Origin of the sequence: Halobacterium rubrum (assembly GCF_021729015.1) — an archaeon.
Classification (GTDB): domain Archaea; phylum Halobacteriota; class Halobacteria; order Halobacteriales; family Halobacteriaceae; genus Halobacterium; species Halobacterium rubrum.
Genome location: NZ_JAJQQZ010000002.1, coordinates 38051 through 49893, shown reverse-complemented (window position 1 = coordinate 49893; position 11843 = coordinate 38051). Strand labels below are relative to the sequence as shown.

Genomic DNA, 11843 nt, shown 5'->3' with positions numbered 1-11843 from the left:
AACTTTTAGTCGATGGGGTCGTTGCGTGTGGACATGGACGTGGACGTGAAGCTCACCGGCACGCTCGCCGCCCGTACGGGCACGCACCGCGCCCGGGTCGGCGTCGGCCCGGAGGCAACCGTCGCGGACGTCGTGGACGCGCTCGCCGAACAGTTCGGCCCGCAGGTCCGGTCGGGAGTCCTCGAGGGGTCCCGGCTGCGCACGGACACAGTCGTCGTCCGCGAGTCCCCGGACGGCGAGCCGCTGTCCGCCGGCAGCACCGTCCACGACGGCGACACCGTGCGCTTCCAGCTCGCCTAACTGAGTCGGTCCAGCGCCCACACCGTTCTGAGAATCTCGTCGGCGGCGCCCTCGTCGAAGACCAGTTCGTCCGTCGACTCCACGTGCGCCAGCACGCGCTCTGAGGCGTGCTCGGGCGCGGCGGCGATGCCGGCGTCGCGCTCGTCGACGTACTCCATCACGCGCAGGTCGCTCTTCGAGTCCCCCATCACGAGCGCGAACGGGTCGTCGACGTCCAGCACGTCGAGCGCCGCCTCGACGCCGACGACCTTGTTGAGCTCGCGGGACGCGATTTCCGCGGCGTCGGCCTCGTAGTACGCGACGTCGACGCGCTCCAGCGTCTCCCGCAACTCCTCGGGGACGGCTTCGCGGTCGCTCACCTGTGCGCCCTCGGCGTCCAGCACGCCCGCGATCTCGGGGTCGGCGTCGGCGTAGAACGCCCGGACTACTTCGGGGTCGGCGTCCAGACAGTTCGCGAGCAGGTCCAGCAGGTGGACGAGCGCGTCGTCGATGAGCCTTCGCGCGCGCTCGCTGCCGGTCTCGTAGTTCGGCTTGAGCGTGACGTTGAACTCGTTGCCCTGGAGGTGGCAGCCCCGGCGGACGTCGTCCGGCGCCGACGGCAGCACGCGGGACCGGACTTCGTCGAAGACGCCCCGGACGGACTCGTCGAGGTCCTCGTAGAGCAGCTGTTTGGTGTCCGGGCCGTGGCCGGGCGTGAAGACGCCCGTGCCCGCCTCGTAGACCACCGACAGGCTGCCGGAGTGGACGAGTTCGTTGCCGAGGCCCTGACTCAGGAAACCCTTGACGTTCTCCAGAGTCTGGCCCGTGCAGATGACGATGGGGACGCCGGCCTCGTGGAACTCCGTGAGCAGGTGGAGCGTCGCGCGCGGAATCTCGTTGTCCGTGCTCCCCGCAGAACGCAGCGTCTCGTCGACGTCGAGGACGAGGACGTTGACGGCCCGGTCGTACTTCCCGAGGAGGTCCAGCGCGGTGAACGCCTGGTCGCGGCTGGCGCGCGCGGCCACCGCCGCGAACGCGCCGTCGTCGGGGAACGCCGCCCGGATCTCGTCTTTCCGGTCGGCGAGCTCCTCGCTTGCCGACTCCCAGTACTCCAGTGCCACCCGGGAGTCGACCGGCGGGAACAGGTCAACGAAGTCCTGGTGGGCGCGCAGCCCCTCCGCGTCGAACTCGTCGTAGAGGGCGTACAGCCGCTCGTGGCGCTGCATACCACAGTGTTGGCCGGCACGCACTTCAACCCCACAGCCTCGCAAGAAAATTACTCGGAGTAGAATAAATTTTGTACGTGGGGCGTGGAGTCCCGTACATGGACGCAATCGTCGTGTCGCGAGACGACCGAGAGCCGCGGGTCGTCGACCGACCGCGGCCGACCCCCGCCCCCGGTGAGGCGCTCGTGCGCACGCTCCGCGTCGGCGTCGACGGCACCGACCACGAGGTCGTCGCCGGCGACCACGGCGGCTTCCCCGACGGCGCCACCGAACTCGTGCTCGGCCACGAGGCGGTCGGCGTCGTCGCCGACGCGAACGACACCGCGCTCTCCGAGGGGCAGGTCGTCGTGCCGACTGTCCGCCGGCCCCACGGCGAACCCTCCCCACACTTCCAGCGCGGCGAACCGGACATGGCCGAACCCGGGGCGTACGTCGAGCGCGGCATCGAGGGCGCCGACGGCTTCATGGCCGAGTACTTCACCAGTCCCGCGGACTGCCTCGTCCCCGTCCCCGAGCACCTCGCCGACCTCGCGTTCCTCGTCGAACCCATCTCTATCACGGAGAAAGCCCTCGACGTGGCGTTCGCCTCGCGGTCGTCGTTCGACTGGCAACCCGAATCCGCCCTCGTGCTCGGGAACGGCTCGCTGGGTCTGCTCACGCTCGGGATGCTCGACCGGCGTGCGGCGTTCGAGTCGCTGTACTGTCTCGGGCGCCGCGACCGCCCCGACCCCACCATCGACGTCATCGAGGAACTCGGCGCGACCTACGTCGACTCCCGGGAGACGCCCGTGAGCGACCTGCCCGACGCCCACGAGCCCGTGGACCTCGTCTACGAGGCGACCGGGCACGCGAGACACGCCTTCGAGACGGTCGAGGCGCTCGCGCCGAACGGCGTCGGCGCGCTGCTCGGCGTCCCCGCGGGCGACTGGGAGTTCGACGTCCCCGGCAGCGAAATCCACCGGCAGCTCGTCCTCCAGAACAAGGCGCTGGTCGGCAGCGTCAACTCCAACGCCGGCCACTTCGCCGCCGCCATCGACGCGCTCGCCGGCCTCCCGGACTGGCTGCTCGACGACGTGGTGACCGGCGTCCACGGCCTCGAGGACTTCCGGGCAGCGTTCCGCGACGACGAAACGACCATCAAGACGGCGGTGCAATTCGACACTCGATGAAGAACGTGGACGACCTCATCGACGACGCAGCGGAGCTCGCCGCCCGCGGGCTCGCCCGCGGCGAGATCGCCGACGAACTCAACGTCTCCCGCGAGACCGCGGCGTGGCTCGTGGAGCGCGCGGACACCAGCGCCGGCTCTCAGGCCACGTCTGGGGGAGCCGGCGACGCCACTGCGGACGACGGGCCGCAGGACGTCCACGTCGACTGGAGCAACATCGGGGAGGCGGGCGCCCGGCTGTCGGCCATCGGCGTCGCACTCGCGGACGCGCTGCGCGACCACAGCCACGACGTCGACCTCGTCGTCGGTATCGAGAAGGCCGGCGTCCCGCTGGCCACGGCCGTCTCGAACGAGCTGAAGACCGACCTGGCGACGTACACGCCCCGCAAGCACCAGTGGGAGGAAGGCGACATGGCGGACCTCGGCGGGAGTTTCTCCCGGAACTTCGCGCAGGTCGAGGGCCGCGAGTGCTTCGTCGTCGACGACACCGTCACCTCCGGCACGACGATGACGGAGGCCGTCGACGCCGTCCGGGAGGCCGACGGCTCGCCGGTCGCCTGCGGCGTGCTCGCGGACAAGCAGGGGCTCGGCGCCGTCGACGGCGTCCCCATGGAGGCCCTGCTGCAGGTCATCCGCGTCGGCAGCAACGGCAGCGGCGGCGACAGCAACTGACAGAGCAAGGCCTTTCCTCGCCGACCCCCGAAGTCCGGGTATGGCTTTCGACCCGCTCGACTCCTCGATGGACCAGGAGGCCGTCGACGACATCGTCGACGCCGCCATCGAGAACAACGACGTCGTGCTGTTCATGAAGGGCACGCCCGCCGCTCCCCAGTGTGGGTTCTCCGAGCGCGCCATCCGCCTGATTTCGGACTACCGGCCGGACGTCCACACCGTCGACGTCCTCCAGAGCACCGAGGAGTTCCGGACCGCGCTCGAACGACACAGCGGCTGGGAGACCACGCCGCAGGCGTTCGTCGAGGGCGAGTTCGTCGGCGGCAGCGACATCCTCGCAGAACTCGAGGAGAACGGTGACCTCGCCGACGAACTGAACGCCGACGACGTCGACCCCGACGCAGTCGACGACAGCGACGACCTCGACGCCGACATCGACGCCCCGTTCTGAGTCTCCGGAGCGGTGCGTCGCTGTGCGGAGCGGTGCCGTGCTGTGCAGAGCGGTGCCGTGCTATGCAGTGCTGTCGCGGTCGAGCATCCGCGAGCGCCGGCGGCGCAAGCGGTTCACTGTGAGCGAACGCAGTGAGCGAGCAGGGTTTTTAACGTCTTGGCGAGCGTAGCGACCGCACTCGACGAGAAAAACGGGACAGGGGTACGTCCTAGTAGATGAGCTCGTCGTCGTTCTCCACCATGTAGACGGTCCGGGCGGAGATGTTGACGGCGTGGTCGCCGATGCGTTCGAGGTCGCGGACGGTGAGCAGCAGCCGGGAGACCTCCTGCATGAGCGGTTCGACCTCGTCTTCGGCGGTGGCGTCGTCGATCTCGGTCTCGATGAGGTCGCGCATGACCGTCTCGGACGCGCGCCGGCAGCGCTCGTCGAGGTCGTCGTCGCTGCCCGCGATGTCGTAGCAGGCGTCGACGTCTTCCTCGGCGTACGCGAGCATGGCGTCCTCGACCATCTCGGTGGTGGTGTCGCCGATGGCCTGGATGTCGACCTCGGGGAACATGTCGCGCTCGGCGTCCAGCGTGTACTCGGCGAGGTTCGTGGCGAGGTCGCCGATGCGTTCGAGGTCGGTGATGATCTTGAACGAGGACGCGATGAGCCGGAGGTCGCCGGCGACCGGCTGCTGGAGCGCGAGCAGGTCGATGCAGTCGTCCTCGAGGTCCAGATAGAGCTGGTTGATCTCGTCGTCGCCGTCGATGACGTCCCAGGCGGTGTCGTCGTCCTTCTGTGCCATCGCCTCCAGCGCCATGCGGAGGCGGTCGGTGACAACCTCGCTCATGTAGAGGACGTCGCTCTGCAGCGTCTCGAGTTTCTCCTGGTAGCTGTCTCGTGCCATATTCGTCACCCGAACTTGCCCGTAATGTAATCTTCGACGCGCTGGTGCTCGGGGTTCTCGAAGATCTGCTCGGTGTCCCCGAACTCGACGAGTTCACCGCCCGTGAGGAAGACGGCGGTCTTGTCGCTGATGCGGGCGGCCTGCTGCATGTTGTGCGTGACGATGATGACGGTGTAGTCTTCGGCGAGCTCCTCGATGAGGTCCTCGACCTGACTAGTCGCCACAGGGTCGAGGGCGCTGGCGGGCTCGTCCATCAGGAGGACCTCGGGGTCGGGGGCGATGGCGCGTGCGATGCAGAGGCGCTGCTGCTGGCCGCCGGACAGCTCTAGCCCGGAGCTGTCGAGCTGGTGGTTCACCTCGTCCCAGAGGGCGGCTCGCTTCAGGGACTCCTCGACGATCTCGTCGTGGTCGCCCTCGACGTCCTGGATGTCGAGGCCGTAGGCGACGTTGTCGTAGATGCTCTTCGGGAACGGGTTTGGTTCCTGGAACACCATGCCGACGCGCCGCCGGAGCGCGACGGGGTCGACGTCGTCGTCGTAGACGTTCTTCCCGCGCAGGGAGAGTTCACCCGTCACGCGGCAGGAGTCGATGCGGTCGTTCATCCGGTTGACACACCGGAGGAAGGTGGACTTCCCGCAGCCCGACGGTCCGATGATGGCTGTCACGCGGTTCTCCGGGATGTCGATGTCGATACTGTCGAGGGCCCGCTCTTCACCGTAGAAGACGTCGAGGTCACGCGACCGGATGATGGGGTCCGGGGTAGCTGTCGAGTCCCGGTCGTCGGTCGCGCCCGCGACGTCTGTCTCGATGACCATCTCGTCGTTCGTGGGGTCGGCGGTCGTCCCGCCGTCCGATTCGGCTCTCGTCTCTGAGGTGTTCTCTGTCATTGTGTCGCTAGTCTCCGACCTGGTACTTGTTTCTGAGGACGATGGCGATGGAGTTCATCGCGAGCAGCACCGCGACCAGCACCACGACGCCGGCCGGCACTACCTTGTTGTAGAAGTTCGGGCCGGCGTAGAGGCTCGACCACGCGTACACCTGGAGGGGCATCGCGCTCGCGGCCTCAGAGAAGCTGGTCGGGAGCGAGTACGTCACGTTTGGTGCGCCGATCATGATGAGCGGCGCCGTCTCACCGATGGCGCGCCCGAGCGCGAGAATCGTTCCGGTGAGGATACCGGAGAACGAGCGCGGCAGTACGACGTTCTTCACGGTCTGCCACTTGGTCGCGCCCATCCCGTAGGAGGCGGCGCGCTGCTCTTCGGGTACGGACCGGATCGCTTCCCGGGCGGAGATGATGACGATGGGGAGGATGAGAAGTCCGAGCGTGAGGCCACCGAGCAACACCGTGCCGTCGGGCTGCCCGAGGTACGTCACGAACAGCCCGAAGCCCAGAAGGCCGTAGACGACGGAGGGGACGCCAGCGAGGTTCGAGATGTTGACGTCCACCACGCGCGTGAACCGGTTGTCCGGCGCGTACTCTTCGAGGTAGACGGCGGCGCCGACGCCGACGGGGAACGCGAAGACGGCGACGGTCACCATCAGGAGAATGGAGCCACCGATGGCGGGGTAGAACCCAGCGTCCTCGGCGGTGTTACTGTGCGATGCCGTGAGGAACGCCCAGTCGACCCACGACTGCGGGCCGGCGAACCCGGCGAGGTCGACGGCGAACGCGCCGACGAGTGCGCCGACGATGATGGTCACCGGAATCAGGAGGGCCACGCGCTCGCGGGGGACGTTGATGGCGACGTTCGCGGCGTAGACAATCGGTGGGACGAAGCCTACGGACGCGACGACGGTCGCCGGAAGCGGGTCGACACCGACGAACGGACCGACGATGCCGCCGGCGAGTGGGACGGCGAGGATTCCCGCACCGGCGAAGAGTCGTGCGCGACGACCGCGGTCGCGGGCGACCAGACTGCCGCCGACGGCAGCCAGTGGCAGACCAACTGACAGCACCGCGAGCAGCCACGGTGCAGGCGCCAGCGGGACGCCCGCGAGCAGGCCGAAGACCCCCGGCACGACGGACGAGATGCCGGCAGCGGCGCCGAGCGGCCCGGGGACGCCGAACAGCGAGAGGTAGAACGCCGCCACGGTGACGGCGAACTGGCCGAGGAACGGAATCCGGTCGTCGTAGGCGACGACTGCGAGCGTGACGACGCCTGGCACCGCCACCGCGACGAGGAACGCCAGGAACGTCAGTGGCTCGACGATGTCCGCGAAGATCATCGCCGCCCCGCCGCTGAACATCAGCGATACGACGGCGAGGCCGATAGCGAGTGCGCCCGTCTGGAACGCCTCGCCGTCGCGGCGGTAGACGTATGCGCCCGCCGCCAGCGTCGGGACGACGAGCGCGAGGAAGAACGTGAGGTGCCAGCCGGGGTCTGCCGTCAGGGGCTGGATGGCGTCGTTGGCGACGTAGACGAGCAGAATCGTGACGAAGACGAGTCCGAAGAGGGTCGCGGCGAGCAGGAGATAGCGGAACAACTGGCCGACCGTCCGGCTGACCTGTCCGAACCCGCCCGCGACCTCGGTCGTGGTGTCGGTTGCCATCTCAGTACTCCTCCCTGTAGTGCTGTGCGACGAGGTCGCTGATGACGTTCATGGCGAGTGTGATGACGAAGAGGGTGATGCCGATTGCGAACACGCTCCGGTACGCGACGCCACCGCCGGTCACGTCGCCGCCGACGAGTTTGACCATCGCGGCGGTCATCGGGAGCGCTCGCTCGGTGTACGCCGCGGGGTTGAGGACGTTCAGGAACTGGGCGGTCGACCCGGCGGCGATGGTGACGGCCATCGTCTCCCCGATGGCTCGCGAGAGCGCGAGGATGAACGACGAGAAGATTCCCGACAGCGACGCCGGGACCACGATACCCGTCGACACCTCGAACTTCGTCGCGCCCATGCCGTAGCCGGCCTGCCGGAGCGACTCGGGGACGGCGGACATCGCGTCCTCGCTGATGGACGCGACCATCGGGATGATCATGATGCCGACGACGATGCACGCCGACAGGATGTTGAACGTCCCGAGCCCCGGCACGAACGGCTGGAGCGCGGGCGTGATGTAGATGATGGCGAAGAAGCCGTAGACGACCGTCGGGATGCCGGCGAGGATCTCGAGCCCGGGCTTCAGAACGCCGCGCAGGCGCGGGCTGGCGTACTCGCTGAGGTAGATGGCCGTGCCGACGCCCAGCGGCAGGGCGAGCAGCGACGACCCGATCATGATCATGAGCGTCGCCGACACGAGCGAGAGCACACCGAAGTTCCCCTCGGTCGGCCCCCAGTTCGTCCCGGTGAGGAACTCGACGACGCTCGCTGTCTCTCCAGTCACGCCGACCAGCGGGGCGGAGAACGAGAAGAACTTCGCCGCCTCAGTCGTCAGCAGGACGATGAGGCCGATGGTCGTCGCAATCGAGAGCGCAGCACACACGAAGAAGAACGACCGGGAGAGCAACTCGGGGGGCGCGTTGGCTGTGCGTGTGGTCAGCGCCTCCTCGAGACTGTCTCCGCTCATTGGTTTGATTCGGTCACAGTGGGCGTATAAGTTCTTTGTTGGGCTGTTCGCGGCTAGTTACCGGCATCCTCGATGGCGGCCTCCAGCGCGTCCAGTTGCTCCTGCTGGTCGTCCTCGCCGAGCGGGACGTACCCGACGCTCTCCGCGACGAGCTCCTCGCTGGTGGCGTTCTCGAGCCAGAACCGCGCGAACTCCGCGACGTGCTCCTCGGTCAGCGATGACTTCGCGGGGTACGTGAACAGTGGCCGCGAGAGCGGGGTGTACTCGCCGCTCCGCGCGGTCTCGAGGCTCGGCTCGACGGGTTCGCCGTCGCCGTCGTCGATAGCCAGCGCCTTCACGCGGTCCTTGTTCGTCGAGTAGTACGCGTACCCGAGGTAGCCCATGGCGTTCTCGGAGCCCTCGACGCCCTGGATGATGGTGCGGTCCTGTTCGGTGCCGGAGTAACCGCTGAGGTGGCTGTACTCCTCGTCGCCGGCGTGCAGGATGGACTCGATGAAGTAGTCGTACGTGCCGGACGCGTCCGAGGGGCCGTACAGCTCGAGGGGCTCGTCCGGCCAATCCGAGTTGACGTCCGACCACGTCTCGGTCTCGACTTCCGCCGCCCAGATCTGGCGGAGTTCGCCGACCGTGATGGAGTCGATGTCGAGGTCGTTGTTGACGATGACGGTCAGCGCGTCGGTCGCGACCGTGAGCTCGACGGGTTCGACGTCGTTGTCGGCGCACTGCTGTTCTTCCTGCTCCCGGATGGCTCGGGAGGCGTTGTTGAAGTCCGTGTTACCGGGACAGAAGTGGTTCGCGAAACCGCCGCCACTCCCCGTCGACTGGATGTTGAACTCGACCTCGCCGTGCTCCGATTTGAACTCCTCGGACATCGCGGTCGCCAGTGGGAACACCGTGGAACTACCAGCGATGTCGATCGTGCCCGAGAGCTCGTCTCCGGACCCCTCGCCGTCCCCCGTACTCTGACAGCCCGCCAGCGCCGCTGCCCCTGCGGCCCCGACTCCAGCGAGAACCTGGCGGCGCGTGCGAGTGTCGCGTTCGACGTCGTCTCTTGACATCACCGTATCTTCGACGCGAGTCGAATAAATACCCTGCTATTATATCTATATATCCGTACCCATACAGACGTTCACATCCTCGTAGTGGCACACAAAACGCGCCTCAGTCGAGCGGATATAGTCTCTTTTTGACGGTCAAGAAGGTCTGAAAGTACCTTTTGGGGCTGGCGTTCGGCTACCTATGTATAGTGTGTGGGGTTTATGTTGTGTGGGGCGATAGGTGGCGTATGGAACGACGGAAGGTCCAGGTGACCGGTGGCTCTACGTTCACCGTCTCGATCCCGAAAGACTGGGCGCGCGACCACGACGTCGAAGCCGGCGACGAGGTCGGCTTCCACCCGGACAGCGGGTCGCTGCTGTTGACGCCCGTCGACGGCGCCGACACCGACGAGGGTACCCTCGACATTGCCGACATGACCGGCGACGAGCTCATGCGCGCGGTCATGACGATGTACGTCAGCGGCTTCGACGTGCTCGCGCTCGAAGCCGACCAGATAAACCCCGACCAGCGCCGTGTCATCCGGGACGCCACCCAGAGCCTCGTCGGCCTCGAAGTCCTCGAAGAGACCAACGAGCGCGTCGTCATCCAGGACCTGCTGGACAGCTCGGAGCTCTCCGTCCACAACGCCGTCCGCCGCATGCACCTCATCTCCGTCTCCATGCTCGGAGACGCCGTCGACGCGCTCGCCGCACGCGACTCCGACGCCGCCAGCGACGTGATGAGCCGCGACGACGACGTCGACCGCCTCTGGTACGTCGTCTCCCGCATCTTCCGCGGCGCGCTCCGATCCCCCACGGTCGCCCAGGAGATCGGGGTCTCTCGCGAGGTCGCGTTCGACTACCACTCCAGCGCCCGCCAGCTCGAACGCGTCGCGGACCACGCCGCCAAGATCTCGGCCACCGCTCAGGACCTCGACGACGACGTCCCCGAGGAGGTCGTCGCCGCCCTGAAGACGCTGCAGGCCGACGCCGCCGACATCATCCAGACCGCGATGGACGCCCTGTTCGCCGACGACCCCGACGAAGCCACGCGACTCGCCAATCAGGCGCGGGCCGACGTCCGCGACATCGACGACCAGACCCGCCAGATCGACGACCTCCTCCACGACCTCGACGCCCACCACGCCCAGCACCTCGGGCTCGTCGTCGACTCGCTGTCCCGGAGCGCGGACTACGGCGGCAACATCGCCGAGACCGCTCTCCAGAAGGCCGCCCCCACTCCCAGCCCGTAGCGGACAAGTGGCGTGTTGCCGTCTCACACGCGCTGGCGGTGGATATCCACAAACCTATAACCTCCCGGAGCGACGCCCGAGCCATGAGCGAGGACTTCCCCGATTACCTCGACGTCGACTACAGCGACGGTGAGGGCGAGAGCCCCGCCGACTACCCGACGCTCGAAGCGAAAATCGAGAAGGCCATCGAAGTCACGCGTGAGGGCCTCGAAGAGTACGACAACCCCGCCATCATGTGGACCGGCGGCAAGGACTCCACGCTGACGCTGTACTTCGTGAAGGAGGTCGCCGAGAAGTTCGACCTCGAAGTCCCGAAGACCATCTTCATCGACCACTTCCAGCACTTCGACGAACTCCACGACTTCGTCGACCGCTGGGCCGACGAGTGGGACCTCGAGGTCGTCTACGCCCGCAACGAGGACGTCGGCGACTACGTCGACGCCAACGACCTCGAACCCGGCGACGACATCCCCATCAGCGAGCTGAACGACCAGAACCAGCACCACATCGAGAACCTCCTCGAGTACGAGGAGGACTCCTTCCCGTTCCTGCTGGACACCTACGTCGGCAACCACCTCCTCAAGACCGTCGCGCTCAACAACGCCCTCGAGGAGCACGACGTCGACGGCATCCTGTCGGGCATCCGCTGGGACGAACAGGACGCCCGCGCCGACGAGACGTTCTTCAGCCCGCGCCACGACCCCGACGTCTACCCGCCCCACGACCGCATCCAGCCGATTCTCCAGTTCGACGAGGCCGCCGTCTGGGACGCCTTCTGGTACTACGTCGTCCCCGAGACCGTCGAGGACTTCCCGGACGACGGCTACGTCCCCCAGGACTTCGACGACCTCCCGAACGACCTCACCCACGACGATATCCCCGTCTCCCCGAAGTACTTCAAGGGCTTCCGCTCGCTCGGGAGTGAGGTCTCCACGGACAAGGCCGCCGAAGAACCCGCATGGCTGCAGGACCTCGAGAACACGACCGAGCGCGCCGGCCGCGCCCAGGACAAAGAAGACCTGATGGAGCGCCTGCGCGACCTCGGCTACATGTAGTACCTTTTTGCTGCGGTCGCGCGCCTTCGGCGCGCTCCCTGGCAAAAAGCTACGCTAAAAAGCCTCCTCACCACCTCGGCCGCGCACAGCGCGGCCTCGATGGTTCGTCGGCCCGAGCGCGAAGCGCTCGGTGAACGACGCGCTCACTACGTTCGCGCGTCGATGCTCCCTCTGTGACGGTTTCTCCCGGCTACGCAGGTTCGCAAATCATACGTACGTGGACGAACGACTCGGCAGTAGCGACGATGACGGCGACACACACCGGTCGAATCGCGCGACGCCAGCCGCGGTGTCGCTGTGGT

General features: G+C 67.2%; 12 protein-coding genes. 6 read left to right on the top strand and 6 right to left on the bottom strand.

Annotated elements, in window-relative coordinates; translation table 11 throughout:
- Positions 1-33 precede the first annotated feature (33 nt).
- On the top strand, positions 34-300 hold the full coding sequence (locus LT971_RS07790) for a MoaD/ThiS family protein (protein WP_237006313.1): 267 nt from the start codon (positions 34-36) through the stop codon (positions 298-300).
- On the opposite strand, the gene LT971_RS07785 is transcribed toward LT971_RS07790, so the two are convergent.
- Complete coding sequence (locus LT971_RS07785) at positions 297-1505, bottom strand: HAD family hydrolase (protein ID WP_237006312.1); 1209 nt, start codon at positions 1503-1505, stop codon at positions 297-299. The two genes, LT971_RS07790 and LT971_RS07785, sit on opposite strands and share 4 nt — an antisense overlap.
- A gap of 98 nt (positions 1506-1603) precedes the next feature.
- On the opposite strand from LT971_RS07785, the gene LT971_RS07780 reads away from it, so the two are divergent.
- Genes LT971_RS07780 through LT971_RS07770 form a run of 3 tightly spaced genes read left to right on the top strand, consistent with a single transcriptional unit; the run spans position 1604 to position 3796 of the window.
- Positions 1604-2674 (top strand): glucose 1-dehydrogenase, encoded by a 1071-nt coding sequence (locus LT971_RS07780; RefSeq protein ID WP_237006311.1) that lies wholly within the window; start codon positions 1604-1606, stop codon positions 2672-2674.
- Positions 2671-3345 carry a transcriptional regulator GfcR gene (gene gfcR, locus LT971_RS07775; protein ID WP_237006310.1) on the top strand — a complete coding sequence of 225 codons (675 nt, stop codon included), beginning with the start codon at positions 2671-2673 and terminating at the stop codon, positions 3343-3345. The genes LT971_RS07780 and gfcR overlap by 4 nt, the downstream gene beginning before the upstream one ends.
- A 40-nt stretch (positions 3346-3385) precedes the next feature.
- Positions 3386-3796 carry a glutaredoxin family protein gene (locus LT971_RS07770; protein WP_237006309.1) on the top strand — a complete coding sequence of 137 codons (411 nt, stop codon included), beginning with the start codon at positions 3386-3388 and terminating at the stop codon, positions 3794-3796.
- Between the two features lie 208 nt (positions 3797-4004).
- Here LT971_RS07770 and phoU read toward each other — a convergent pair whose 3' ends face one another.
- The 5 genes from phoU to LT971_RS07745 are packed head-to-tail and all read right to left on the bottom strand — an operon-like array spanning position 4005 to position 9254.
- Positions 4005-4685 (bottom strand): phosphate signaling complex protein PhoU, encoded by a 681-nt coding sequence (gene phoU / locus LT971_RS07765; protein WP_237006308.1) that lies wholly within the window; start codon positions 4683-4685, stop codon positions 4005-4007.
- 5 nt (positions 4686-4690) lie between these two features.
- Positions 4691-5572, bottom strand: a complete 882-nt coding sequence (gene pstB / locus LT971_RS07760) for a phosphate ABC transporter ATP-binding protein PstB (RefSeq protein WP_237006307.1) — start codon at positions 5570-5572, stop codon at positions 4691-4693.
- A 7-nt stretch (positions 5573-5579) separates the two neighbouring features.
- Positions 5580-7235, bottom strand: coding sequence for a phosphate ABC transporter permease PstA (gene pstA / locus LT971_RS07755; protein WP_237006306.1), 1656 nt, complete (start codon positions 7233-7235; stop codon positions 5580-5582).
- A 1-nt stretch (position 7236) separates the two neighbouring features.
- The gene (gene pstC / locus LT971_RS07750; protein ID WP_237006305.1) at positions 7237-8196 is read right to left on the bottom strand and encodes a phosphate ABC transporter permease subunit PstC; all 960 of its coding nucleotides are present in this window, start codon (positions 8194-8196) and stop codon (positions 7237-7239) included.
- A gap of 53 nt (positions 8197-8249) precedes the next feature.
- Complete coding sequence (locus LT971_RS07745) at positions 8250-9254, bottom strand: PstS family phosphate ABC transporter substrate-binding protein (protein WP_237006304.1); 1005 nt, start codon at positions 9252-9254, stop codon at positions 8250-8252.
- A gap of 227 nt (positions 9255-9481) precedes the next feature.
- Here LT971_RS07745 and LT971_RS07740 point away from each other — a divergent pair, with 227 nt between their 5' ends.
- Positions 9482-10486 (top strand): phosphate uptake regulator PhoU, encoded by a 1005-nt coding sequence (locus LT971_RS07740; protein ID WP_237006303.1) that lies wholly within the window; start codon positions 9482-9484, stop codon positions 10484-10486.
- 83 nt (positions 10487-10569) lie between these two features.
- On the top strand, positions 10570-11541 hold the full coding sequence (locus tag LT971_RS07735; protein WP_237006302.1) for a phosphoadenosine phosphosulfate reductase family protein: 972 nt from the start codon (positions 10570-10572) through the stop codon (positions 11539-11541).
- Positions 11542-11843: the final 302 nt, after the last annotated feature.

Bases quoted from the DNA above. Each gene is read 5' to 3' on its own strand.
- LT971_RS07735 (WP_237006302.1), top strand. From the start codon at position 10,570: ATGAGCGAGGACTTCCCCGATTACCTCGACGTCGACTACAGCGACGGT.
- LT971_RS07770 (WP_237006309.1), top strand. From the start codon at position 3,386: ATGGCTTTCGACCCGCTCGACTCCTCGATGGACCAGGAGGCCGTCGAC.
- LT971_RS07790 (WP_237006313.1), top strand. From the start codon at position 34: ATGGACGTGGACGTGAAGCTCACCGGCACGCTCGCCGCCCGTACGGGC.
- LT971_RS07785 (WP_237006312.1), bottom strand. From the start codon at position 1,505: ATGCAGCGCCACGAGCGGCTGTACGCCCTCTACGACGAGTTCGACGCG.
- pstC (WP_237006305.1), bottom strand. From the start codon at position 8,196: ATGAGCGGAGACAGTCTCGAGGAGGCGCTGACCACACGCACAGCCAAC.
- LT971_RS07740 (WP_237006303.1), top strand. From the start codon at position 9,482: ATGGAACGACGGAAGGTCCAGGTGACCGGTGGCTCTACGTTCACCGTC.
- LT971_RS07745 (WP_237006304.1), bottom strand. From the start codon at position 9,254: ATGTCAAGAGACGACGTCGAACGCGACACTCGCACGCGCCGCCAGGTT.
- pstA (WP_237006306.1), bottom strand. From the start codon at position 7,235: ATGGCAACCGACACCACGACCGAGGTCGCGGGCGGGTTCGGACAGGTC.
- LT971_RS07780 (WP_237006311.1), top strand. From the start codon at position 1,604: ATGGACGCAATCGTCGTGTCGCGAGACGACCGAGAGCCGCGGGTCGTC.
- pstB (WP_237006307.1), bottom strand. From the start codon at position 5,572: ATGACAGAGAACACCTCAGAGACGAGAGCCGAATCGGACGGCGGGACG.
- gfcR (WP_237006310.1), top strand. From the start codon at position 2,671: ATGAAGAACGTGGACGACCTCATCGACGACGCAGCGGAGCTCGCCGCC.
- phoU (WP_237006308.1), bottom strand. From the start codon at position 4,685: ATGGCACGAGACAGCTACCAGGAGAAACTCGAGACGCTGCAGAGCGAC.